Annotated in this window: 22 protein-coding genes; 18 read left to right on the forward strand and 4 right to left on the reverse strand. The window is 72.8% G+C overall.

What is annotated here, in order from left to right; all coding sequences use genetic code 11:
* Positions 1-75 precede the first annotated feature (75 nt).
* The gene (locus tag GNZ18_RS39890; RefSeq protein WP_173391030.1) at positions 76-3,765 is read right to left on the reverse strand and encodes a M28 family peptidase; all 3,690 of its coding nucleotides are present in this window, start codon (positions 3,763-3,765) and stop codon (positions 76-78) included.
* A gap of 207 nt (positions 3,766-3,972) precedes the next feature.
* Between GNZ18_RS39890 and GNZ18_RS39895 the strand changes: the two genes are divergently transcribed.
* Positions 3,973-4,998, forward strand: coding sequence for a LysR family transcriptional regulator (locus GNZ18_RS39895; protein WP_173391031.1), 1,026 nt, complete (start codon positions 3,973-3,975; stop codon positions 4,996-4,998).
* Between the two features lie 38 nt (positions 4,999-5,036).
* On the forward strand, positions 5,037-5,657 hold the full coding sequence (locus GNZ18_RS39900) for a dihydrofolate reductase family protein (protein WP_156222659.1): 621 nt from the start codon (positions 5,037-5,039) through the stop codon (positions 5,655-5,657).
* Here the strand turns inward: GNZ18_RS39900 and GNZ18_RS39905 are convergent.
* Entirely contained in the window at positions 5,647-6,201 is a 555-nt protein-coding gene (locus GNZ18_RS39905) for a GNAT family N-acetyltransferase (RefSeq protein ID WP_173391032.1), read from the reverse strand. The genes GNZ18_RS39900 and GNZ18_RS39905 overlap by 11 nt on opposite strands.
* A gap of 177 nt (positions 6,202-6,378) precedes the next feature.
* Here GNZ18_RS39905 and GNZ18_RS39910 point away from each other — a divergent pair, with 177 nt between their 5' ends.
* The 13 genes from GNZ18_RS39910 (at position 6,379) to crcB (ending at position 19,316) form a co-directional block, all read left to right on the forward strand.
* Complete coding sequence (locus tag GNZ18_RS39910) at positions 6,379-8,418, forward strand: DNA/RNA non-specific endonuclease (RefSeq protein ID WP_156222663.1); 2,040 nt, start codon at positions 6,379-6,381, stop codon at positions 8,416-8,418.
* A gap of 180 nt (positions 8,419-8,598) precedes the next feature.
* Positions 8,599-9,810: an ammonium transporter gene (locus tag GNZ18_RS39915; RefSeq protein ID WP_156222665.1), complete on the forward strand. Its 1,212-nt coding sequence runs from the start codon at positions 8,599-8,601 to the stop codon at positions 9,808-9,810.
* 14 nt (positions 9,811-9,824) lie between these two features.
* The gene (locus tag GNZ18_RS39920) at positions 9,825-11,705 is read left to right on the forward strand and encodes an APC family permease (RefSeq protein ID WP_312875014.1); all 1,881 of its coding nucleotides are present in this window, start codon (positions 9,825-9,827) and stop codon (positions 11,703-11,705) included.
* 190 nt (positions 11,706-11,895) lie between these two features.
* Positions 11,896-12,858 (forward strand): urea transporter, encoded by a 963-nt coding sequence (locus GNZ18_RS39925; RefSeq protein ID WP_312875015.1) that lies wholly within the window; start codon positions 11,896-11,898, stop codon positions 12,856-12,858.
* 24 nt (positions 12,859-12,882) lie between these two features.
* The gene (locus tag GNZ18_RS39930; RefSeq protein ID WP_156222667.1) at positions 12,883-13,194 is read left to right on the forward strand and encodes an urease subunit gamma; all 312 of its coding nucleotides are present in this window, start codon (positions 12,883-12,885) and stop codon (positions 13,192-13,194) included.
* Positions 13,191-13,928 (forward strand): sirohydrochlorin chelatase family protein, encoded by a 738-nt coding sequence (locus tag GNZ18_RS39935; RefSeq protein ID WP_156222669.1) that lies wholly within the window; start codon positions 13,191-13,193, stop codon positions 13,926-13,928. Before GNZ18_RS39930 ends, GNZ18_RS39935 begins: the two co-directional genes overlap by 4 nt.
* On the forward strand, positions 13,918-14,484 hold the full coding sequence (ureB, locus tag GNZ18_RS44235) for an urease subunit beta (RefSeq protein WP_156222671.1): 567 nt from the start codon (positions 13,918-13,920) through the stop codon (positions 14,482-14,484). Before GNZ18_RS39935 ends, ureB begins: the two co-directional genes overlap by 11 nt.
* Before the next feature lie 4 nt (positions 14,485-14,488).
* Positions 14,489-16,213, forward strand: a complete 1,725-nt coding sequence (ureC, locus tag GNZ18_RS39945; RefSeq protein WP_156222673.1) for an urease subunit alpha — start codon at positions 14,489-14,491, stop codon at positions 16,211-16,213.
* Positions 16,210-16,920, forward strand: coding sequence for an urease accessory protein UreF (locus tag GNZ18_RS39950; protein WP_156222675.1), 711 nt, complete (start codon positions 16,210-16,212; stop codon positions 16,918-16,920). Before ureC ends, GNZ18_RS39950 begins: the two co-directional genes overlap by 4 nt.
* 17 nt (positions 16,921-16,937) lie before the next feature.
* A complete protein-coding gene (gene ureG / locus GNZ18_RS39955) occupies positions 16,938-17,573 on the forward strand; it encodes an urease accessory protein UreG (RefSeq protein ID WP_156222677.1) in 636 nt (211 codons plus the stop codon).
* Positions 17,555-18,466 carry an urease accessory protein UreD gene (locus GNZ18_RS39960; RefSeq protein ID WP_312875016.1) on the forward strand — a complete coding sequence of 304 codons (912 nt, stop codon included), beginning with the start codon at positions 17,555-17,557 and terminating at the stop codon, positions 18,464-18,466. The genes ureG and GNZ18_RS39960 overlap by 19 nt, the downstream gene beginning before the upstream one ends.
* A gap of 8 nt (positions 18,467-18,474) precedes the next feature.
* Positions 18,475-18,957, forward strand: coding sequence for a fluoride efflux transporter FluC (locus GNZ18_RS39965; protein ID WP_156222679.1), 483 nt, complete (start codon positions 18,475-18,477; stop codon positions 18,955-18,957).
* A complete protein-coding gene (gene crcB, locus GNZ18_RS39970; protein ID WP_156222681.1) occupies positions 18,957-19,316 on the forward strand; it encodes a fluoride efflux transporter CrcB in 360 nt (119 codons plus the stop codon). The genes GNZ18_RS39965 and crcB overlap by 1 nt, the downstream gene beginning before the upstream one ends.
* Positions 19,317-19,368: 52 nt before the next feature.
* Here the strand turns inward: crcB and GNZ18_RS39975 are convergent, their stop codons facing one another.
* Positions 19,369-20,571, reverse strand: a complete 1,203-nt coding sequence (locus tag GNZ18_RS39975) for an MFS transporter (protein ID WP_156222683.1) — start codon at positions 20,569-20,571, stop codon at positions 19,369-19,371.
* Positions 20,572-20,668: 97 nt separating this feature from the next.
* Here GNZ18_RS39975 and GNZ18_RS39980 point away from each other — a divergent pair, with 97 nt between their 5' ends.
* The gene (locus tag GNZ18_RS39980) at positions 20,669-21,274 is read left to right on the forward strand and encodes a TetR/AcrR family transcriptional regulator (protein ID WP_156222685.1); all 606 of its coding nucleotides are present in this window, start codon (positions 20,669-20,671) and stop codon (positions 21,272-21,274) included.
* A gap of 190 nt (positions 21,275-21,464) precedes the next feature.
* Positions 21,465-21,761 (forward strand): hypothetical protein, encoded by a 297-nt coding sequence (locus GNZ18_RS39985; protein ID WP_156222687.1) that lies wholly within the window; start codon positions 21,465-21,467, stop codon positions 21,759-21,761.
* A 135-nt stretch (positions 21,762-21,896) separates the two neighbouring features.
* Here GNZ18_RS39985 and GNZ18_RS39990 read toward each other — a convergent pair whose 3' ends face one another.
* On the reverse strand, positions 21,897-23,003 hold the full coding sequence (locus GNZ18_RS39990) for a serine hydrolase domain-containing protein (RefSeq protein WP_216651592.1): 1,107 nt from the start codon (positions 23,001-23,003) through the stop codon (positions 21,897-21,899).
* Positions 23,004-23,216: 213 nt separating this feature from the next.
* On the opposite strand from GNZ18_RS39990, the gene GNZ18_RS39995 reads away from it, so the two are divergent.
* Positions 23,217-23,860 (forward strand): phosphoketolase family protein (locus GNZ18_RS39995; protein ID WP_512698849.1); only part of this gene is annotated, 644 nt, incomplete at its 3' end.

A 23,860-nucleotide genomic window follows, 5' to 3' on the forward strand; every position in this document is an offset into this window, starting at 1 on the left:
CCGGACAAGGGTGTGCCCGGCCCGGCCTCCCACCCCTGCGGAGGCCGGCCGGACCGGGCACGTTCTCGGGTCGTGCTAGAGCGTGATGCTCCAGCCGTTGAGGGTCCCGGTGTCACCGGGGCCCTGGTCGTAGACGGTCAGTTGCCAGTTTCCGGCGGCCTGCGAGCTGACGCCGGGGACGGTGAAGGTCATCGGACCGTCCCACGGTGTGCACTCGTACTGGCCCTGCCCCATCGGCTTGACCGTGTAGGTCCGGCCGGACGGGGAGACCAGGCCGATGGCCATGTCCTCCGTGCAGGTGTGCTGGATGTCGACGCTGAGCGTCACCGTGCTCGACGCCTGCCCCTGCGTGGTGACCTGGAGGGGACTGCTGATCCGCTGGTAGTCGTTGATCGGGTACCGGGTCGTGCTGGTGGAGGTCCGGTTGTCGGCCTTCTTGACCGTCAGCGTGTAGGTGGCGGTCCTCGCGACCGACCCCTGCCCGCTGACCGTCACCGTGTAGTCGCCCGGCTGCGTGTCGGCGGTGGTCGCCACCGTCAGCGTCGCCGTGCTCCCGGTCTTCACCGTGGACGGGCTGACGGTGGCCGTCGGCCCCGCCGGGGACACCGTCGCGGACAGGTTGACCTCCTGCGCGACACCGGCGGTCACGGCCGTCCTCACGGTGGCCGTCGCCGACTTGCCGGCGTCCACGCTCCCTGTCGCCGGGTCGACCGACACCGAGAAGTCGTTGGTGCCGTCGCCCTCCACGTTGAGGGTGAAGGTGGTGGTGTGCTTGACCGCTCCACCGGCGCCGGTGCCGGTGACCTTGACGGCGTAGCTGCCCGCGGCGGTCTGCGCCGTGGTCGCGACCGTCAGCTTGGACGACCCGCCCGCGGTGACCGACGTGGGATCGAGGGTCACGGTCGGGCCGCCCGGCGACACGGTCGCCGTCAGGTCGACCTGCTGGGCGCTGCCCTTGGTCACCGCCGTCCTGACGGTGGCGGTGGCCGACTCCCCGGGCTTGACGCTCCCCGTCGGGGGATCGGAGCTGATGGAGAAGTCGTTGGCGGGCGTCGAGTCGCCGACCGCGACCTTCCACAGCGCCCACGCGATCGCGTCCGAGCTGCGGTCCAGCCCGGTCGTGTCGATGTTGCCCGGGTAGCTGTCGCAGGACTGGTGGTAGCACCGGTCGAACGCCTGCCCGGCGGTGCCGCCCCACTTCTGCGCCTGCGCCGAGGTCTTCGTCGCGGACGCGCCGGTGGACAGGAACGTCGTCGGGATCCCGGCGTCGCGGAACGGCCCGTCGTCGCTGCAGCACTCCGACATCTCGTCCGGCACCAGCCTGATCGAGTCGAAGTATCCCTTCAGGTACTGCGACAGCGCCGAGTTGACGCCGTCGATGAAGTAGCCGGGGTTGGGCGAGCCGACCATGTCGAAGTTGAAGTAGCCCTTGATCTTCGTGCGGTCGGTGGCCGACAGGCGGGAGACGTAGTTCTGCGAGCCGCGCAGGCCCTGCTCCTCGTCCGTCCACCAGCCGAACCGGACGTGCTTCAGCATCGTCGGCTTGGTCTGCGCCAGCTTCAGCGCGACCTCCAGCAGCGCCGCCGAGCCGGAGCCGTTGTCGTTGATGCCCGGACCCGCCGCGACGCTGTCGAGGTGGGCGCCGAACATGTAGATGTTGTTCTCGTCCCCTCCCGGCCAGTCCGCGATGAGGTTGGGCCCGGCGCCGGCCGAGCAGCCGGACGTGCACGTCTGGCGGGACGTCGTGAACCCGGCGTTCTTCAGCGCCTGCTCCAGGTAGGACACCGACGCGGTGTACCCGGCGCCCGTGGAACGGCGGGTGCCCCCGTTCTGCGTGGCGATGGTCTGGAGCTGCTGGAGGTGTGCCTTGACGTTCTCGACGCTGATGTCAGGCGGGTTGCCCGTGTCGGACCCTCCGCTGACGTTGACGCTGTAGGTGGCGGTGTGGGAGCCGCTCGTCCCGGTTCCGTTCACGGTGACCGTGAACGGGCCGGTCTTGGCGGTGTCGCTCGCCGCGAGGGTGAGCGTGGCGGTGTTCCCGGACTGGACCTGGGCGGGGTTGAAGGTCGCGGTCAGGCCGGGGTTGGCGGGGGACACGGTCGCCGACAGGTTCACCGGCTGGGAGGAGCCGCTGGTGACGGTGGTGTTGACCGTCGCCTGCACGGACTCGCCGGCCTTGACCGTCCCGCTGTTCGGCGCCACCGACAGGGAGAAGTCGTTGCCGCTCGGGACGCAGCTCGGCTCGCCGGACTGCGCGCCCATCTGGACGGCGTTCCAGGCGTCCTTGACCCGGTTGTACCAGGCGCAGGAGGGGTCGAGGTTCTTCGCGGCGGTGAGCGTCAGCGTCCGGTACCGGGGGTAGCTGGTGCTGGACGTCTTCAGCATCATCGCGTTGTAGAAGATCTTCGCGGCGTTCAGCACGCCGATCCCCGTCACCGAGGACGGCCCGCCCGAGCAGATCGGGCTGTTCGGCTTGCCGCCGCCGGGGTTGGAGCCCTCGGCGAGCAGGTAGAACCAGTGGTTGCCCGGTCCCGCCGCCTTGTGCACCTCCATGTTCGGAACGGAACTGGAGTAGCAGTTCGGGTCGCCGTTGACGAGCGACGGGTTGTACATGTTGCGGATCGGGCCCTGCCCGACCAGGTTGATCTCCTCGCCGACGGTGTAGTCGGGAGTGTCCTCCGGGTTGTTGAGGAAGGCCTCGGATGCGGCCCCCCACACGTCACCGACGAATTCCTGTGTGCCGCCGCCGGACATTCCACCGGGGGTGAAGTTGTCCAGCCCGTGCCCGAATTCGTGGTCCACCACGTCCGTCGAGGTGATCCACTGGTTGGACTGGTTGTGGCCGAACTGCGCGTCGGTGCCGTTCCAGTAGGCGTTGACCTCGTTGAGGCCGACCCGCGCGGGGGCCCACTGGCCGTTGCGCAGCCCGTCGCGCCCGTACGTCTTCAGCAGGTCCCAGAACCCGCCCGCGGCGTACATGACGTCGACACAGCCGGCTTCCTTGCTCGTCTTGGACGTGCTGCCCCAGACGTCGTCCGGCCCGGAGAAGATGCCGCCGCTGTAGTCGGCGCACGTGAGCCCTGGCCGCTTCGGGTCACGCATCGTGTAGGAACCACCCGACTGGGTCGTTCCAATATTGAGGTTCGGGCCTTCCCAGATTCCGGTGCCCGTGCCCGCGTAAACGGTCTCCTTCGCGTCGAACCGCTTTCCGGTCAGCGCGTCGACATAGACCTTCTTGCGGCTCAGCTGCTTGCCGTCGCGGCCTGAGACGGTCGTCTCCCAGGCGAGGCGGGGCTTGCCCAGCGCGTGCACCACCAGGTGGGGCTTGAGCTGGCTCTTGTCAGGTTTCGACACAGCGGCGCGCGAGGCGCGCGCGGCGGCGTCCGCGCCGACCTCGGGGGCCGTCGCCACCTTGATCTGCTGCTTCTGCGCCACCGAGAGCGTGCGCACATGGCCCTTCGCGTCGGTCGCGACGACGAAGTCGCCGCCGACCACGGGAAGGTCGCGGTACGTGCGCTCATAGGCGACGTAGTACTGGTTCCATGGCGTGCCGACGACCTGCGTGCGGACGAATTTCTCGTCCTTGCCCGCGTGCAGTTCGGCGACGCGTCCGGTGACGATCCGGTCCGCGGACGCCATTGCGGCGACCTTCGGATCGGCGCTGGATCTCGGGCCGCTCGGCGGCGCCGACATGGCGATTGTCGCCAAGCCGGTGACCGGGAGCGCGACGGCCGCCAGGGCCGCCAGAAGGGGTTTGCGTTTCACAGCCGCATGCCTCCATTGGTGCGGGGGGAGAGGCCGCCCCGCAGGGGAACGGGGCGGCGGCCGACACGGCGGCGGCACCGGCGTTGGCCGAGCGAGCGGGGAATGGGGGTGGGTTTCGCGCGGGAGCGGCCGTCGTGTCCTGCGAAGATGAGATTGACACCTGATCAACGCTTGCGGGGCCTCGCATTTAGGCATAGCTTCGCGGCTATGCAGGTTGAACTGCGCCATCTGCGCGTGCTCAGCCGAATCGCCGAGGCGGGCAGTATCACGCGCGCCGCCGCCGACCTGGGCGTCTCCCAGCCGACGCTCAGCGCCCAGCTCCGCCGTATCGAGCAGGCGTTCGGCGGACCGCTGTTCGACCGGAGCCCGGACGGCATCACGCCCACCGCGCTCGGCCGCCACGTCCTCGCCCGCGCCCGGGGCGTGCTCTCGGACGTCGACGACCTGCTCGCCACCGCCCGCAAGAACGGCGAGCGCTCCGTCATCCGGCTCGGGACGCACCCGAGCATCCTGCTGGGGGAGTGGTTACGGCGCCTGGAGGGCGGTCCGCTGCGCCGGACGGTCAGCACCAGCCTCGACTACTCCGGCGGCGTCCTCAACCAGCTCCTCGCCAACGACCAGGTCGACGTCGTGTTCATGGGACGGGTCGCCGACCACCACGCCCCGCCCTGCCCGCCCGGCACGGGCGAGCGCGTGGTCTGCGTCGAACCCTGCGGTGTCGCGCTCCCCTCCGGGCACCGGCTCGCCTCCCGCGGCCGCGTCGAACTCGCCGACCTCGCGGACGAGATCTGGATCCCGCCGCAGGGCGGCGACGACGGCGGCACCGCGATGCTCCGCTCGGCGTGCGAGGCCGCCGGGTTCACCCCCCGCTTCCGCTATCACGACGTCGACCTCAGCGGCATGGCGGGCTTCGTCGCCGCCGGGTTCGCGATCGCGCTCGTCGCGCCCACCTGGCGCCCGTCCGAGGGCGTCACGGTCGTCGCGCTCGCCGGCCGCGCCACCGACGCGCACCGCGTCCTGCGCTGGCGCAACTCGGGGATGACCGTCGAGGAGATCGACATCCTGCACCGCAGCTTCACCGCGCTGTACGAGCCGCTGGTGCGCCGCCACACCGCCGAACTCCGCTGGCTCGCCGACAACCCCGACGCCCGTCCCCGGCTGGCCCGGGCGCCGTTGGAAAATTCTTCCGCGGGGGATGTCGAGGACGATCCGGCGGCTCCGATCACCAGGTGAGAGGCGCCGCAGGGCGCCGGTGATCGAAGGAGCGGACGATGGGGCAGACGACGGGGCGGACGACGGGCAAGGTCACGTGCGACATGGCGGTCTCCCTCGACGGGTACACCGCGGGGCCGAACCAGAGCCTCGACAAGCCGTTCGGCGAGGGCGAGGACGGCCGGCTGACCCGCTGGATGATCGAGGAGGCCGAGGCCAACGCCGAGGTCATCGAGGGCATCACGGACGCGGGCGCCTTCATCATGGGCCGCAACATGTTCAGCCCGGGACGCGGCGACTGGGACCTGGACTGGACCGGCTGGTGGGGCGACGAGCCGCCCTACCACGCGCCGGTGTTCGTCCTCACCCACCACCCGCGCGAGACGGTGACGATGCGGGGCGGCACCACGTTCACGTTCGTCACCGAGGGGATCGAGGAGGCGCTGGTGCGGGCCCGCGCGGCGGCGGGCGGGCGGAACGTCGCGATCGCGGGCGGCGCGCACACGGTGAACCAGTATCTGGCCGCCGGGCTGATCGACGAGTTGCGGCTGCACGTCGCGCCGGTCGTCCTCGGGGCGGGGGAGCGGCTGCTGGAGGGCGTCGGCGACCTCGCCCTCGAACCGGTGAGCGTGGCGGGCATCGGCTCCGTCGCGCACCTGACCTACCGCGTCACGCGGTAGCGCGCCCGGGGCCCGGCCAGGCGCGGCGGTCCAGCGTGAAGACCTTGACCGCCTCGCCCCGGGCGGCGACGGCCTCGCCGTGCAGGCGCATGCCGAGCCGGGTCGCGACGCGGGCGGACGCGTCGTTCCCGATCCGCACCCGGGCCGCGAGCCGGGGGGCGCCGAGCCGCCCGAACGCGTCGTCGCGGGTGGCTCGCGCCGCCTCGGTCGCGATGCCGCGGCCCTGGTACCGGGGATCGAGCCACCAGCCCACCTCGAAGGCGGAACCCTCGACGCCGGGAACGCGGGTGCCGGCGTAGTTCAGGGCGGCGATCCCGAGGAACTCCTCGCCGTCGGCGGCGAGGACGCCCCGCCATCCGAAACCGTGCGACCGCCAATGTTCCAGATAGGCGCGGTGCCTTTCATCGACGTATTCGGGCGTCCACCGGGTGCCGAGGCCGAGCGTCCGGTACACGCGGGGGTCGGAGGTGAGCCTCGCCACGTCCGCCCTGAACTCCTCCCGCCAGCGGACGAGGCGCAGCCGTTCCGTCGTCAGCACGTCCATACGGCCGATCCTAGGTCCTTGAGGGCGCCGGTGACATGCCAACTCCATTCGTCCCGGAAGTAAAATCCGCTCCTCGTTTCAAATGGCCTTCGTCAAGGGCCGGGGACGGTTCTCCGGGTGGGGTACGGCCCTTTTCAAAGGGGATCCGGTGGCCTGACAGCGTGACCGGGACGAATGATGAAGTTCTACGAGAGCGGGCGGGAGCAGCAGCGGGACGCGGCGGCGCGGCGGGTGAGCGAGCGGGCGCCCGCGCGGCGCGGGCACGAGGCGGCGCTGGCGTCGCCGGGCGGGATCGCCTCCGCCGACAGCCCCGAGCGGATCGCGAAGCGGGTGGGACGGCTCGGCCGGTTCTACCGCGAGGGCGACGCGCCCGACCCCGCCGCGCACCTGGAAAAGATCATCAACACGGTCGACTACCTGGGCGTCCGGTACCTGGACGCCGGGGTGGCCGCCGCCCGCGCCGTCGCGCGGGTCGACATCCGGGACGAACGCGGTACGCCCGCCGGCTACGGCACCGGCTCGCTGGTGTCGCCGGCGCTGCTGCTGACCAACCACCACGTCCTCCCGGACGCCGGGACGGCCCGCACCAGCGTCGCCGAGTTCGACTACCAGGACGGGATCGACGGGCGCCCGCTGCCGTCGGTGGTCCACCGGCTGGACCCGGACCGGTTCTTCCTCGCCGACCCCGAACTCGACTTCGCGCTCGTCGCCGTCCGCGCCTCGCCCGCCGAGCTGGCGGTGTTCGGGCACAACCCGCTGATCGAGGCCGAGGGCAAGGCGATCATCGGGGAGTTCGTCACGATCGTCCAGCACCCGCGCGGCGGCCGGAAGCAGGTGGCGCTGCGCGAGAACCGGATCGTCGATGTCGCCGACCGGTTCCTGCACTACGCCACCGACACCGAGCCGGGATCCTCCGGCTCGCCGGTGTTCAACGACCAGTGGGAGGTCGTCGCACTGCACCACGCGGGCGTGCCCGCGCCCGAGCAGGACGAGCTCGGCGGGTTCGTCAACGAGGGCGTCCGCGTCAGCCGCGTCTGCCACGCGCTGCGCGAGGCGGAACTTCCCGAGGAGCAGCGCGCGCTCGTCGACCAGCTCTTCGCCGCCGCGCCGGACGCGCCCCCGGCGCTCCTCGCACCCGCCGCCGCCGCGCCCGCGCCGGTGCTGCTCGCGGCCTCGGCAGCCTCCTCGGCCTCGGCGTCCGCGGCCCCGGCCCAGGCCCCGGCTCCCGTTAGGGCGGCGCCGGAGGTGTCGTTCGCGGCGGTCCCGGCGTCGGTGCTGGACCGGGCGGTCACGGTCTCGGTGCCGCTGGAGGTCACAGTCCGGCTCGCGGACGGGCACGCCCCGGACGGCGGGCCGCCGGGCGGGGGTCCCCCGGAGTCGCGGGAGGCCACCGCGATCGACCCCGACTACGCGAGCCGCGGCGGGTACGACCCCGCGTTCCTCGCGCGGCCGCTCCCGCTGCCGGCCCTGCCGCCCGAACTGGCGGCCGACGCGTCCGCCGAGCTGCGCTACCACCACTTCAGCGTCGTCATGCACCGGCGCCGCAGGCTCGCGCTGTTCACCGCCTGCAACATCGACGGCAAGCAGGCGCAGCGGCCGAAGCGGCGGGACGACCGGTGGATCCTCGACCCGCGGCTGCCGGTGGACGAGCAGACCGGCGAGCGGGTCTACGCCGACAACGACCTCGACCGGGGGCACCTCGTGCGCCGGCTCGACCCCGCCTGGGGCGCCGGTGAGGCGGAGGTCAAGGCGGCCGTCGACGACACCTTCCACTTCACGAACTCCACCCCGCAGCACCACGCCTTCAACGCCGGCGGGACGCTGTGGCTCGGGCTGGAGGACTACGTGCTCGACAACGCCGACAACCTCGACCTCGCCGTCAGCGTGTTCGCCGGGCCGGTCCTCGCCGCCGACGACGACGCCTACCGGGGCGTCCGGCTCCCGCGCCAGTTCTGGAAGATCGTCGCGATGGTCGGGGAGTCGGGCGCGCTGTCGGTGACCGGCTACCTGCTCAGCCAGGCCGCCCTCATCGCCGACCTGCCCACCGAGGAGGCGTTCTCCTACGGCGCCTACCGGACGTTCCAGCTCCCCGTCCGCCGTATCGCCGAGCTCACCGGGCTCGGCCTCGACCCGTTCGTCAAGGCCGACCCGCTCGAACGGACGGAGGCCACAGCGGTGCCCCGCGAGATCGTGCGGCCGGACGATCTGGTCCTGTGAAGGGCGCGTGGTATTGACCCGGCCTCGCGTCCAAGCGTCGGCCAAGAATGCGTCACCCCGGGTTTGCTGCCCCGCCGGGGAGTGAACATAGCCCGGGAAATGCCTGCGCGGAAACCGGCACGGAAACCGGCGGGGTGCGGGGGAGACGGCCGGAAGGTCTGAAATGTATTCGGGGCTGCGATGTCCGCGGGGCTGAACACCGGCGACTCGGCATGGCTGATGACGGCGACCGCGATGGTCCTGCTCATGACGCCGGGCCTCGCGTTCTTCTACGGCGGAATGGTCCGCTCGAAGAACATGCTGACGATGCTCTACATGAGCTTCATCTGCATCGGCCTGGTGACGATCCTCTGGTTCCTCTACGGATACGGGATCGCGTTCGGCGACGACGCCGGCGGCGCCGGGCTGATCGGCTGGGGCGACTGGCGGCTCGGGAACGTCTCGGTGAACGCGCTGCAGGGCAGGATCCCCGAGCAGATCTACGTCTGCTTCCAGCTCACCTTCGCCATCATCACGGTCGCGCTGATCAGCGGGTCGGTCGCGGGCCGGGCGAGGTTCGGGCCGTGGCTGCTGTTCGTGGTGGCCTGGGTGACGCTGGTCTACCTGCCGGTCGCGCACTGGGTGTTCGCCTCGTCCGGGTGGATCAACAAGTGGGGCGTCATGGACTTCGCCGGCGGCCTGGTCGTCGAGTTGAACTCGGGCGTCTCCGGGCTCGCGCTCGCGCTGGTGCTCGGGCGCGGCGTCGCGTTCCGGCGCGGTGAGGGGCCGCGTCCGGGCAACGTCCCGTTCGTCCTGCTGGGGCTCGGGCTGCTGTGGTTCGGCTGGTTCGGGTTCAACGCGGGCTCGGCGCTGAGCGACGGCGCGCTCGCCACGCGCGCGTTCGTCAGCACGATGATCGCGGGCTGCGCGGGGATGCTGACCTGGCGGCTCATCGAGTGGCTGCGCGTCCGGCACCTGACGCGGCTGGGCTCGGCCAGCGGCGCGCTCGCCGGACTTGTGGCCATCACCCCGTCCTGCGCGTACGTCGGAGTCGAGGGCGCCTTCGTGATCGGTGCCGTCGCGGCGGCGGTGTGCACCTACGCGGTCGAGTTGAAGCTGGTCGCGGGCTACGACGACACCCTGGACGTGACGGGCATCCACGGCGCGGGCGGGATCGTCGGGGTCGTGTCCCTCGGCTTCCTGGCCACCGGCTGGGACGCGGGCTCGGCCGGGCTGTTCTACGGCGGGTCGGTCTCGGTGCTCGGCAAGCAGGTCGTCGCGGTGCTCGCCGTCGGCGCCTACGCGTTCGCCGCCACCTACCTCGTCGGCACCGCCGTCGACCGCCTCACCAGGATGCGCATGACCGACGAGGAACAGGCCAGGGGCACCGACGCGGCCTTCGCCGACGGCTGACCGGGCGGACCCCGGTGCGCGAACCGAGCGAGGACGGGACGGCGGCGCCGCGCCGCGGTGTCGTCCCCTCGCGCGGCCTGCTGGGGGCGCGGCGCGGGCCGCGCCTTCCGCTGCGGCACGGCGAGGGCGACAGGAGCCGCCTGACCAGCCTCCAGGGGCTGGTCGCGCTCTCGCTGGACGCGCTGAGCTCGGTCGCCTACGGTCCCGAGGCGATCGCGCTGGTCCTGGTCACCGCCGGGGTGTCCCGGGTGCGGCTCACGCTGCCGGTCACGCTCGCGATCGCCGGGCTGCTCGCCGTGCTGGTGGTGTCCTACCGGCAGGTCATCGCCGTCCACCCGGACGGCGGCGGGTCCTACGCGGTCGCGCGCGACGACATCGGGCCCCGCGCGAGCACGCTGGCCGCCGCCGCGCTCGTCGTCGACTACGTCCTCACCGTGGCGGTCAGCCTCGCGGCGGGCGCCGCGACCCTCGCCTCCGCCTTCCCCTCGCTGCTGCCGTACCTGCTGGAGACGTCGCTGGTCGTGCTGGCCGTGCTGACCGCCGTGAACCTGTACGGGATCGCCGACAGCGCCCGCGTGCTCATGCTGCCGACGCTGCTGTTCGTGGCGACGGTCCTCGGCATCGTCGTCGCCGGGCTGGCGCGGTCGCATCCCGCCGCCGCCGTCGGGACGGTGGTGGCCCCGCACGCCCACGAGGCCCTCGGCGTGATGCTCATCCTCAAGGCGTTCTCCGCCGGGTGCGCCGCGCTGACCGGGGTGGAGGCCATCGCCAACGGCGTGCCCATGTTCCGCAGGCCCCGCGTCGCGCGGGCCCAGCGGACCGAGTTGATGCTGGGCGCGCTGCTCGCCGTCATGCTGATCGGGCTGGCGCTGCTCATCCGGCGCGACGCCGTCGTGCCGAAGGAGGGCGTGACGATCCTCGCCCAGCTGACGGCGGGCGCCTACGGCACGGGATGGCCGTTCAAGGCCGCGAGCATCGTGGTCGCCTTCGCGCTGGCGCTCGCCGCGAACACCAGCTTCGGCGGGCTGCCCGTGCTGCTCAGCCTGCTCGCCAAGGACCACCGGCTGCCGCACCTGTTCGCGCTGCGCGGGGAGCGCCCCGTCCACCGGTACGGCGTGCTCGCGGTCGCGGCCGCCGCCGCGCTGCTGCTGGTCGCGGTGGACGCGCGCACGCACCGCCTGCTCCCGCTGTTCGCCGTCGGCGTCTTCACCGGGTTCACGATCAGCCAGGCCGGGCTCGTCCTGCACTGGGCGCGGGAGCGGCCGCCGGGCTGGGTCGGTACCGCGCTGCTCAACGGCACCGGGGCGGCGCTCACCGCGCTCGCGACGCTGGTGCTCCTGATCACCAAGTTCGACGAGGGCGCCTGGGTGGTCGTCGTCGTGGTCCCGCTGCTGATCCTGCTGTTCACACGCGTCCGGCGCTACTACGACCGGGTCGCGCGGGAACTGCGGCTCGGCACCGTCCCCGCCGAGCGTCCCCGGCCCGACCGCGCACCGCGCCTGCTGATCGTGCCGATGGAGGACGTCGGGGCCATGGTCGGCCGGGCGCTGGGCATCGCGCTGAGCCTGGACGGGGAGGTCGTCGCCGTGACCGTCGCGGGGGACGACGGCCGCGCCCGCGACCTCAGGGAGCGGTGGGACCGCTGGGACCCGGGCGTGCGGCTGGAGGTCCTCGACAGCCCCCGGGACGCGCGGATCGGCCCGATCGTCGAGTACACCAGGCGCTCCCTGGCCGGGGGCGGCCGGTCGGTCATCGTGCTGATCCCCATGGTCGAGTCGAGCCGCCCGCGCTACCGCTTCCTCTACGACCAGTGGGGCCTGCTCCTGGCGGAGGCGCTGCGCGAGCACGCCCCCGACGCGCTGGTGTGCGTCCTGCCGTACCGGATCAGGGCCTGACGCCTTGCCCGCGCCACGACACGCCGCCAGGCAAACGACGTTTTCCCGGTGCCCGGTGAACTGTTGACCGGGCATCGCCTTAGTGACGCGGATTCCAGGGAATCCGAGATCACAGCCGGACCGCCGTTCATGTTGACCGTTCGCGCCGGAATGGGCTTTCGACCGAGGAGGGTGGGCCGTGTCGTCATCGGTGGCTGACGCACCCGACCCGCGGAGTCCCGCGGCCCATGACCGCCCGCAGGACGCCGTCACGGCGATTCTCCGAGGCATCGCCCAGGTCGATTTCCAGCCCAATCACTGGACCGGCCTCATTTTCCTGGCCGCGCTTTTCGTCGGCGGCTGGCGGTTCGGCGTCTTCGGGCTTGTCGGCACCGTCACCGCGACCGCGACCGCGTACCTGCTCGGCGCCGCGCGGGACCGCGTGGCGGCCGGGCTCGAAGGGTTCTGCGGGACGCTCGTCGGCGTGGCCCTGGTGCTCTACCTGGGCGTGCACTGGATGACGGTGGCGCTGGTCATCGGCTCCGCGGTCGCGGTGAGCGTGCTCACCGCCGCGATGGTCACCGTCCTCGCGCCCTACCGGCTGCCCGCCTCCACCGCGCCGTTCTGCGTCGTCACGCTGGTGATGGTGCTGGGCGCGCCCTCCTTCGACCGTGTCTGGGCGCACCACCCGAACAGCGCGCCGCCCTCGGCGTCCGACCCGGGCACGGCGATGACCTGGCACGACTTCTGGCACGGCCTGTTCAGCGGGATCGGCCAGGTGTTCTTCCAGGACGAGTGGTACGTCGGGCTGATCTTCCTCGCCGGGTTGGCGGTGGCGAGCCGCCTCGTCGCCGCGACGGCGCTGGCGGGGAGCCTGGTCGGGCTGCTCACCGGCTGGTGGCTGGGCGCGCAGGCGGCCGACATCGGCGCCGGCCTGTACGGCTACAACGCCGTGCTGACCGGGATCGCGCTGACCGGCACCTACATCGCGCTGAGCCCGGTCGGCGCGCTCTACGCGGTGATCGGGGCGGCGACGTCGGCCGCGCTGACCGCCGGGCTCACCAATCTGTTCACCGTGGTCGGCGGCCACACCCTGACCTGGCCGTTCGTGCTGGTCATGTGGGTGTTCACGGCGGCCGTCCCGCACCTGTCCAGGCTTGCGCGCGCCGGTTGAGGGCCGGCCGCAGAGAGGATCCCGATGAACCTGTCACCGCGAGAGATCGACAAGCTGCTCGTCTTCACCGTCTCGCGGCTCGCCGAACGGCGCCGCCAGCGCGGGCTGAAGCTCAACTACGGCGAGACCGTGGCGCTGATCAGCGACGCCATCGTGGAGGCCGCCCGCGACGGCAAGTCCGTCGCGGACTGCATGGAGCTGGGCAAGAAGGTCGTCGGACCGGACGACGTGCTGCCCGGCGTGCGCGGGATGCTGAAGCTGATCCAGGTCGAGGCCACCTTCGACGACGGGACCAAGCTGGTGTCCTGCCACGATCCCGTCGGCGGCGGCAAATGACCGCACCGCTCGGCCGCGTGGTCCTGCGGGTGGGCGGGCACGAGTCCCCGGGCACCCCCGGCCCGGGGCGGGCGCTCGCCCTCGCCCTCGCCGACTACCCGCACGCCGTCGCGGTGCCGATGACCCTCGGACGCGACCCGGGGCTGGCGCCCGCCGCCGCGCAGACGATCGCGTGGGCCGCGCGCGGCGGCGGCCCCGGAGACCTGCTGCTCGCCCGCCCGCTCGGCACGCTCACGCACCTGGTCGGCTGGCTCCGGGCGGCCGTCGCGCGGGCGCTGCTCGGCGGCGGCGCCGGACGGGCGGTGCTCCTCGTCGCGCCGGAGGGCGGCCCCGACGCCGACGCGGAACTGTGCAAGGCGGCGAGCCTGGTCGCGCGGCACCTCCCGCCGGGACGGGTGGAGGTCGCCTTCGACAGGGGCGTCGCCGACGGAGTGGACCGGTGCCACCGGCTGGGCGCCCGCGAGATCGTGCTCGTCCCCGCCTCGCTCGCGCCGCCCCCGCCCGCGCCGTGCGGGGGCGTCCGGGTCGCGGGGCCGCTGCTCGCCCCGGCCGCCGTCGAGGCGCTCGTCCGGCGGCGCGCGGGCGAGGCGGAGGAGCGGTGGCTCCGGGCCGCCGACGACGGGCTGGACCTCGCACCGGAACACCACCATCACCACGAGCACGAGCACGAGACCACAGGACCCCGTGAGTTCGCGGGGGCGAGCCTTAGGGGGGCGGTCGCGCATGGCACATGACGGATACATGTTCGGACGGGGTCCGATCGAGCTGAACGCCGGGCAGCGCAGACAGGCGCTCACCGTGCACAACACCGGTGACCGGGCCGTGCAGATCGGCTCGCACTTCCATTTCTTCGAGGTCAACCGGGCGCTGGGCTTCGACCGGGAGAAGGCGTTCGGGATGCGGCTGGACATCCCGGCGGGCACCGCCGTCCGGTTCGAGGCGGGCGACACCAAGGAGGTGCGCCTGGTCGAATACGGCGGCGGCATGCGCATCGTCGGTTTCGGCGGCCTGCTGGACGGCAGCATCCGCTCGTCCGCCGCGAAGAAACGAGCCCTTACCAGAATGCGGGAACGGGGATATCTGGACGAGCCCGAGCCGGAGAAGAGCCGCGCGGGGACAGGGAGGCACGTCGCGAAGAGCAGCGAGCGGAAGCCGACCGAGCGGAAGAGCGCAGCGCGGAAGACCACGGCGCGGAGGACGACCGCGCGGAAGACGACGAGGACCGCCGCCAAGAGCGCGCCGCGGAGGGCGGGCTCGCGGGCCGCCGCGTCCCGCTCCAGGAAGGGCTGACGCCATGACGACGATCTCTCGCGAGCGGTACGCGAGCATGTACGGCCCGACCGTGGGCGACCGCTTCCACCTGGGGGACACCAACCTTGTGGTCGAGGTGGAGAAGGACCACACCGAGGGCCACTACGGCGACGAGTCCCAGTACGGGGGCGGGAAGACGGCCAGGGACGGCATGTCGTCCGACCCGGCCTCGCGCAACACCACGATCGCGCTGGACACGGTGATCACCAACGTGGTCGTCATCGACCCGGTGCTCGGCGTCGTCAAGGGCGACATCGGGATCAAGGACGGCCGGATCGCGGGGATCGGCAAGTCCGGCAACCCGCACACCCAGAACGGGGTGGACCGGCGGCTGATCATCGGCGTCGGCACCGAGGTGATCTCCGGGGAGAACCTCGTCGCGACCGCCGGGGCGATCGACACCCACGTCCACTTCATCTCGCCGCGGCAGGCGCAGGACGCGCTCAGCAACGGGGTCACGACCCTGGTCGGCGGCGGGACCGGCCCCGCCGACGGCACGCGCGGCACCACCTGCACGCCGGGCCCGTGGAACATCGCCCGGATCCTCCAGGCCTACGAGGAGATCCCGATCAACGTCGCGGTCTACGGGAAGGGCAACAACAGCCTGCCGGGCTCGCTGGACGAGCAGGTCCGCGCGGGCGCCGCCGGGCTGAAGGTGCACGAGGACTGGGGCTCGACCCCGTCCGCGATCGACTGCGCGCTGCGCGTCGCCGACGACCACGACGTCCAGATCGCCCTCCACACCGACACGCTCAACGAGGCCGGGTTCGTGGAGGACACGATCGACGCGATCGACGGCCGCGCGATCCACACCTACCACTCCGAGGGCGCGGGCGGCGGGCACGCGCCCGACATCCTGCGGATCACCTCGGAGCCGAACGCGCTGCCCGCCTCGACGAACCCGACGCTGCCCTACACGGTGAACTCGACCGACGAGCTGCTCGACATGACCATGGTCTGCCACCACCTCAGCTACGACGTCCCCGAGGACCTGTCGTTCGCCGAGAGCCGCGTCCGGGCGGAGACCATCTCGGCCGAGACGGTCCTGCACGACCTCGGCGTCATCAGCATGATCGGCTCGGACTCCCAGGCGATGGGGCGGATCGGCGAGTCGTTCACCCGCGCGTTCCAGGTCGCCCACCACTGCAAGGACCAGCGCGGGCCGCTGCCCGAGGACTCCTCCCGCAGCGACAACCACCGCGTCCTGCGCTACCTCGCGAAGCTGACCATCAACCCGGCCCGCACCAGCGGGATGGCCGACGTGATCGGCTCGCTGGAGGACGGCAAGCTCGCCGACATCGTGCTGTGGCAGATCCACTCCTTCGCCGCGAAGCCGTTCATGGTCGTCAAGGGCGGGCTGATCAGCTGGGCGCAGATGGGCGACCCGAACGCCTCGCTGCCCACCCCGCAGCCGGTGTACCTGCGGCCGTCCTTCGGCGGCTTCGGCGAGGCGCTGCGCAAGACCTGCGTGACGTTCATGTCGGACGCCTCGATCTCCGCCGGCGTTCCCGAGCGGCTCGGGCTGCGGCGGCTGGTCCGCCCCGTCCGGCAGTGCCGGAGCGTGGACAAGCGGCACATGCTCCACAACTCGACCCTCGCCGAGATCGGGGTGGACCCGGAAACCTACCGGGTCACGGTGGACGGCGAGCCAGTCTCCATCGCGCCGGCGCGCTCGCTGCCGCTGTCCCGGCTGTTCTTCATCGCATGACCGGCGGGCCGCCGGGGTCCGCGGGCCTGGAGGCGCTGCTGGCGCAGTTCCAGCTCACCGACTCCGGCTTCCCCAGCGGCCTCTACACGCTGTCGCACGGGCTGGAGGGGTTCACCCAGCTCGGCCTGGTGGGGCCGGAGGATCTGCGCGACCTGGTCGTCGACCTGGTGCGGGCCATGGGCACCGCCGACGCGGCGGCGCTGGTCCTCGCGCACCGGGCCGTCACCGCCGGGGACTACGACCGGCTGGTGGAGACCGACCGCAGGCTGCACGCCATCAAGCTCAACCGGGAGCAGCGGACCGCGTCGGCGCGCACCGGCCGGCAGGTCCTGGCGACCGCCGGGCCCGCGTTCGGGTCCGCTCCGGCCGAGCGGCTGGCCCGGCTCGTGGACGACCGTGTGACGCCCGGCAACCACGCCGTCGTCGTGGGGGCGGTGCACGCGGGGCTGGGGGTGCCCGCCCGGGACGCGGTGGCCGGGGACCTGTTCGCCTTCGCCGCGAGCTGCGCCGCCGCGCCGGTGCGGCTCGGCCGGATCGACTTCCGCGCGGCGCAGGCGCTGCTGCGCGACGTCCGGCCGGAGCTCGCGCGGGCGGCGCGCACCGCGCTCGCCGCCCGCGACCCGCGGGACCTGCACGCCTGGACGCCGGTCGCCGACGCCGTCGCGGCCGGGCACGAGCGGGCACCGGCCCGCCTGTTCATCACCTGACCCGAGGAGGGGCACGCATGGAGCCGGAGCACACGTTCAAGATCGGTGTCGGCGGACCGGTGGGATCGGGCAAGACCGCGCTCATCGAGGCGCTGGTGCCCCTCCTCGTCGCCCGGGGGCACACCCCCGGCGTGATCACCAACGACATCTACACGCAGGAGGACGCGGAGCACGTCCGCCGCACGCTCGCCGGGACGCTGGACGCGGACCGCGTCGTCGGCGTCGAGACCGGGGCGTGCCCGCACACCGCCGTCCGCGACGACCCGACGATGAACCTCGCCGCGGCGGCGGAACTGCTCGACCGCCATCCCGACATCGACCTGCTGCTGTTCGAGAGCGGCGGCGACAACCTGACGCTCACCTTCAGCCCGGCGCTCGCCGACGTCTACGTCTTCGTCCTGGACACGGCCGAGGGCGAGAAGATGCCGCGCAAGCGCGGCCCCGGCACCACCGACTCCGACCTGCTGGTCATCAACAAGATCGACATCGCCCCGTACGTGCGCACCGACCTGGCCGTCATGGAGCGCGACGCCCACGCCGTGCGCGGCGACGGCCCGGTCGTGCTCACCGACTGCCTCACCGGGACCGGGGTCGCGGACGTCGCCGACTTCGTCCTCGCGCGCCGGGAGGCGATGTGCTCACCGGTCCGCTGACGGGCCCGCCGCCCGCGGCGGTGGCCGACCACGCCGCCGTCCCCGACACGCTGCCGGTCGGCGCGCCCGGCAAGGCCGGCGTCCTGGAGCTGGGCTTCGGCCTCGCCGACGGCCGGACGGAGCTGACCGCCCACTACCAGCGGTCGCCCCTGCACACCACGCGCCCCCTCTACCCCGACCCGGGGCGCCCGGACATGCCGACGGTGATGTTCATGTCGTCCGGCGGAGGCGTCCTGCAAGGCGACCGCTACCGGATCGGGCTGGACTGCGTGCCCGGGACGTCCGTGCACTTCACGACGCAGACCGCCACGCGCCTGTACCGGATGGAGCACGACTACGCCACGCAAACCGTCGACCTGCGCGCGGGGCCCGGCAGCTACGTCGAGTACCTGCCGGCCACCACGATCCCGTTCGGCGGCTCGCGCTTCTACCAGCGCACGGACGTCACCCTCGCCCCGGACGCGACGGTCGTCCTGGGCGAGAAGCTGATGGCGGGGCGCCTGGCGCGCGGGGAGCGGCACGCCTACACCGCCTACTGCGCGGACCTGGAGGTCCGGGACCCGGACGGACGGCTCCTGTTCGCGGACCCGGTCCGGCTCGTGCCGGGCGAGCGCGCCGTGACCGGCCCCGCGTGCATGGGCGGCTTCGGGATCGCGGCGTCGCTCTACGTCGTCACGGCGGCGCGGTCGGGCCTGGAGATCGCCGACACGATGCACGAGGCGCTCGCCGGGACGGGGCTGCGCGGCGGGGCGAGCGTCCTGCCCGGCGACCACGGCGCGTGGGCCAGGATGCTCGGCGACCGGTCCCCGGAGCTGGAGGAGGCGTTCTTCCGGACCTGGGACGCCGTCCGCCGCCTCCTCCTCGGCGTCCCGGCCCCGGACCGGCCCGGATGAGGGCCCCGATGTCCGGCCGCCTCGGCGACCGCGAGCGGGCCGAGGCCGTCGCGCTCCACCCGCACCGGGGCCGGCCGCCCCGCCCCGGCCTGAAACCGCGCGCGATCGCCGAGGTCGCGATGGGAGGCGCGCTCGGCGCGCTCGCGCGGTACCTGCTCGGCGAGGCGATCCCGACCTCGAAGACCGGCTTCCCCTGGAACACCTTCACCGTCAACGTCCTCGGCTGCCTCATCATGGGCGTCCTGACCACCTACCTGCTGCGCGGCCGCCCGCACCCGCTGGCACGCCCCTTCGCCGTGACCGGCTACCTGGGCGGCTTCACGACGTTCTCGCATCTCATCGACGACGTCTACACGCTCGGCGACGACGGCAGGGCGGCCCTCGGCATCGGCTACGCGGCGGTGAGCGTCGTCCTCGGCTGGGCCGCGATCGTCGCGGGCTTCTCGATCGGGCGGAGGCTGCCGCACCGCGACGCGGGGGAGGAGACCTGATGGAGGCGCTCCTGGTCCTGGTGGGCGGCGGGGTGGGCGCGGTGGCCCGCTACGTTCTGGACGGCCTCGTCAAGTCGGCGGCGGGCAAGTCGTTCCCGTGGGGCACGCTCACGGTGAACGTCCTGGCCGCCGCCGTCCTGGGCGCCCTGCACGGGGCGGGCGCCGGCACCGACGTCGAGGCCCTCATGGGCACCGGCCTCTGCGGCGCGCTGAGCACGTTCAGCACATTCGAACTCGACACCGTCCATTTGTTCCAGAACGGCCACCACACCCGCGCCGCCGTCTACGCCCTAGGGAGCCTCCTGCTGGGCTTCGCCGTCTTCCTCGCCTTCCACGGCCTCCTCGCCCACCTGACCTGACCGGCGGGCGAGGCGGCCTACCCCGCGTCCGGGGCGCGGCGTGCGGGCCCGGTCAACGCAGGCCCTCGTGGCCGCGGGCGCTCCAGACCGCCAGCGCGGCCGCCAGGGCGCACGCGCCGCCGAGCCACAGGATCGCCTGGAGGGCGAGCGAGTCGACGATGACGCCGCCGGTCAGGGCGCCGAGCCCGATCGACAGGTTGAACACCGCCACCCACAGGGCCGAGGCCGCCTCCACGGCCTGCGGCGCGCTCTTGATCATCCAGGTCTGCAGGCCGACCGACACGCCGCCGAAGGCCAGGCCCCAGGCGATCAGCAGCACGGCCCCGCCGACCGGGCCGCGGCCCAGCAGCAGGTAGAGCGGCATCGCGGCGGCCAGGGTCAGCGCGATGACCAGCACGGTCCGGCGCGCGTCGCGGGCCAGCGCGGCGCCGGCGGCGAAGTTGCCGATCATGCCCGCCAGGCCGAAGGCGAACAGCAGGGGGCCGACGAGCCGCTCGTCGATCCCCGACAGCCGCTGGAGCGCCGGGCTCACGAACGTGTAGGCCGAGAAGTGCCCGGTGATGATGAGGAACGTCGCGAGGATGCCGACGCGCACGCCCGGGTTGCGGAACTGCTCGGCCAGCAGCCGCGGGCGGACGGGCTGGGACGCCGCCAGCGGCGGCAGCACGGCCAGCAGCCCGAGCAGCGCGGCGAGCGCCAGGACGCTCAGCGTCGCGAAGGCGACGCGCCAGCCGGAGAACTCGCCGAGCAGCGTGCCGAGGGGGACGCCGAACACGTTCGCGGCCCCGACGCCGCCGAAGATGATCGCGGTGGCGCGCGCCACGTGCGCGGGGGCGACCAGCCGGACGGCCAGCCCGCTGGCGACGGCCCAGAACCCGCCGATCGCCACGCCGACGAGCACCCGCGAGACGACCAGGACGGCGAAGCTCGGCGCCAGCGCCGAGGCGATGTTGGCGAGCGTCATCAGGGCCATCAGCCCGAGCAGCAGCAGCCGCCGGTCCATGCCGCCGACCAGCATCGGCACCAGCGGCGCCGCGACGGCGGCGACCAGGCTGGGCACCGTCACCATCAGCCCGGCCGTCCCCTCGGAGACGTGCAGCGCCGATCCCACGGCGGTCAGCAGCCCGATCGGCAACTGCTCGGCGGTCACCAGCAGGAACGTCCCGAGGGCCACCGCGGTGACCGCCGCCCAGCGGCTGCGCGGCGGAGCCTGGGCGTCCGCCGCCCGGGTCCCGGCCTGGTCCGTGGTCGTCATGAGCACTCTCCCTCACCTATTCGGGAGCGATCGCTCCCATATGAGGGGGGACTCTAATATGGGAGCGATCGCTCCACAAGTCGGGTAGGGTGGCGGCATGGCACGCCCCCGACAGTTCGACGAGCAGGACGCGGTCACCAGGGCGACCGAGCTGTTCTGGCGCCGCGGCTACAACGCCACATCGGTGCGCGACCTCGGCGCCGAACTCGAACTCACTCCGAGCAGCCTGTACCGGACGTTCACCGACAAGCACACGCTGTTCCTGCGCGCGCTCGACCACTACCGGGCCACCGACTCCGCCGAGGCCGAGCGGCGGCTGGACGCCGATGGACGGCCCGTCCGCGACGTCCTGCGGGACTGGATGCTGTGGCTGGTCTCCTGCCCGTCCGACGGCGAGCCCGGCCGGGGCTGCTTCGTGGTCAACACCGCGACCGAACTCGGCACCACCGACGTCCAGGTCCGGCGGCGGACCGAGGCCGCCTTCGAGGTCACCCGGCAGGCGATGCGCTCGCTGCTGCACCAGGGCCGCCGCGCCGGTGAGCTGCCCGCCGACCTCGACATCGACGCCACCGTGGAACTGCTGTTCACGACGCTGCTCGGCCTGCGGGTACGGGAACGGGCCGGGCACGACCCCGCGCGGCTGGCCACCGCGATCGACGCCGCGATCCGGGCCCTGGGCCCCGCCTCCGCCCCACCGTCCTGACCCCGGCTCGCCCTCGCGGCCCTCGGACGGCGCGGCGGCGCCGGGTCGTCCCTTCAAGACATGCCGGACGTCTGATGGCGGACCCCGCGCGCGCGTGACAGAACCACTCCTTCATGGAGTGTAGTCGCGTAACTACGTGCAGTGATAATCGTGGGCTTCCAGCGCATCCCGCCCAGGAATGGAGGCGATCATGCGACGCACTACCACCACTCTGGCCGCCCTGGCCACCGGCGCGGCGCTCACCCTGACCACCGCCGCGCCCGCGCTGGCGGCCCGCGGCGTCCTCACCGTCAGCGGCAAGCAGTACACGGACCCGGCCAGAGGCTGCTATACCGGCGGCTTCCGGCCGCTGGTCGTCGACAACCAGACCGACACCCCGGTCCTCGTCTACGCCGACCACGCATGCAAGCGCCACAGCCTCGGCGTGGTCGCGCCCCGTCAGCGCCGGGTCTTCGAGTTCGGCGGCGGCGTCCTCGTCCCCAGCTGACCTGGCCGACGGGCCCGTCCCGCGGGTCGCGCCGGAGCGCGGCCCGCAGGTGACGGTCTCCGCCCGAGGGGCCGAGCGGCTGCCTCCCAGGTGCTGCGGAGGGTGATCACCGCTGCCGCGGTCGCGCGCGGCGGCCTAGCCGCACAGGGCGGTGTCGATGACGTGCATGGCCCGCCGGAAGTCGTCCATGTCCTCGGGTTCGGTGGTCATCGACATGGTCACGGCGGCCCCGGGACGGCCCCGCCGGTCGACGAGGACCCCGGCGACCGTCGAGTAGCCGTGCATCTGACCGGCGTGCCCGACCAGGTCCCCGCAGGACAGGTGGTTGACCTCCAGCCCGAGCCCGTACGCGTCGACGGTGCCGCCGGCCGGGAGCACGCGCCGCATCTCCGCCAGCTCGGCCGGACGCAGCAGCCGCCCGCGGAGCAGCGCGGAGAAGAACCGGTTCACCTCGGCGGGCGTGGACACCATGGCCCCGGCCGCGTCCAGATAGCCCGTGTCCTGCTCGGTCACGTCCACGTACTCGGGCACCCTGACATAGCCGCGCGGGTGCGGCCCGCCGATCCGGTAGGAGTACGGGCCCGGCGCGTAGGTGTTCCGCAGCCGGAGCGGGCGGGCGATCCGGCCGGCGACCTCGTCGCGCCACGTCCGCGCGCCCGTGACCGCCTCGATCAGCCTGCCGAGCAGCAGGTACCCGGTGTTGTTGTAGGACCAGGAGCCGGTGGTGGGTTCCTGGGCGAGCGCGTACCGGAGCAGCTCGTCCCGGTCGCGGTGCCGGAACCGCTGGTCCGCCCACTCCCTGCCGTGGGGGAGCAGCGGACCGGGATCGGGGAGGTGGCTGGTGTGCTGGAGGAGCTGCCGGACGGTGATCGTCCGCCCGTCGCCGCTGCGCCCCCGGACCGCGCCGGGCAGGTAGGTCTCGACCGGCGCGTCCAGCCGCACCCGCCTCTCACCGACCAGCTGGAGCACGACGGTCGCGACGAACGCCTTGGTCGTGGAGCCGATCCGCACGCGCCCGTTCACCGGCATGGGACGCCCGGTGCGCAGATCGCCGGTCCCGCTGCGCAGGGTGAAGGTCCGGGTGCCGGTGACCGACAGCGACGCGCCGGGCACGCCGACGTCGCGGACCATCCCGTCCAGATCCCGCTGGAGCCGCCCGTGCGGATCGGGCGAGGCGGACGCGGGCGCCGCGGGGGCGGCGCCGAGGGTGACCGCGGCCGCGAGGAAGAGCCGAAGAAGCACGTGATCTCCTGTCCTTGAAACCGAAGATCAGCTTCCCGCCCGGCGGCCCCCGCCCACATCGGGCCCCGCCCCCCGATCAGTGGTGTAGCCACCTCCACCAAGCCTCCGGCGGCGCCCGGACCGGGACGGATGGACGGGGGGATGGGACGTTCGGCCCTGAACCCTGCGGCGGAGCGCATGGTGGGCTGATTCCCAGCGAACCCTGGAGGAAGCGTGACGTCCAACGTCCTGGAAACCGAGCCGCGGAACGACTCCGAATTCGAGTCGGTCGACGCGTACTGGCGGGCGGCGAACTATCTGTCGGCGGGTCAGATCTATCTGCTGGGCAATCCGCTGTTGCGGGAGCCGCTGCGGCCGGAGCACATCAAGCCCCGGTTGCTGGGGCACTGGGGTACCTCGCCGGGGCTGAACTTCTGCTACGTCCATCTGAACCGGACGATCAGGGCCCGCGACCTCGACATGATCTACATCATGGGCCCGGGGCACGGCGGTCCGGCGGCGGTGGCGAACGCGTGGCTGGAGGGGACCTACAGCGAGGTCTATCCGCATGTGTCGCAGGATGGGCCGGGTATGGCGCGGTTGTTCCGGCAGTTCTCCTTCCCCGGCGGTATTCCGAGTCATGTGGCGCCGGAGACGCCCGGGTCCATTCACGAGGGCGGTGAGCTGGGGTATTCGCTGGCGCACGCTTACGGCGCCGCGTTCGACAATCCGGATCTGGTGGTGGCGTGCATCGTCGGGGACGGGGAGGCCGAGACGGGGCCGCTGGCGGCGAGCTGGCATTCCAACAAGTTCCTCGACCCGGTGCACGACGGCGCCGTGCTGCCGATCCTGCACCTGAACGGCTACAAGATCGCGAA

Source organism: Actinomadura litoris, assembly GCF_009733595.1.
GTDB classification, from domain to species: domain Bacteria; phylum Actinomycetota; class Actinomycetes; order Streptosporangiales; family Streptosporangiaceae; genus Spirillospora; species Spirillospora litoris.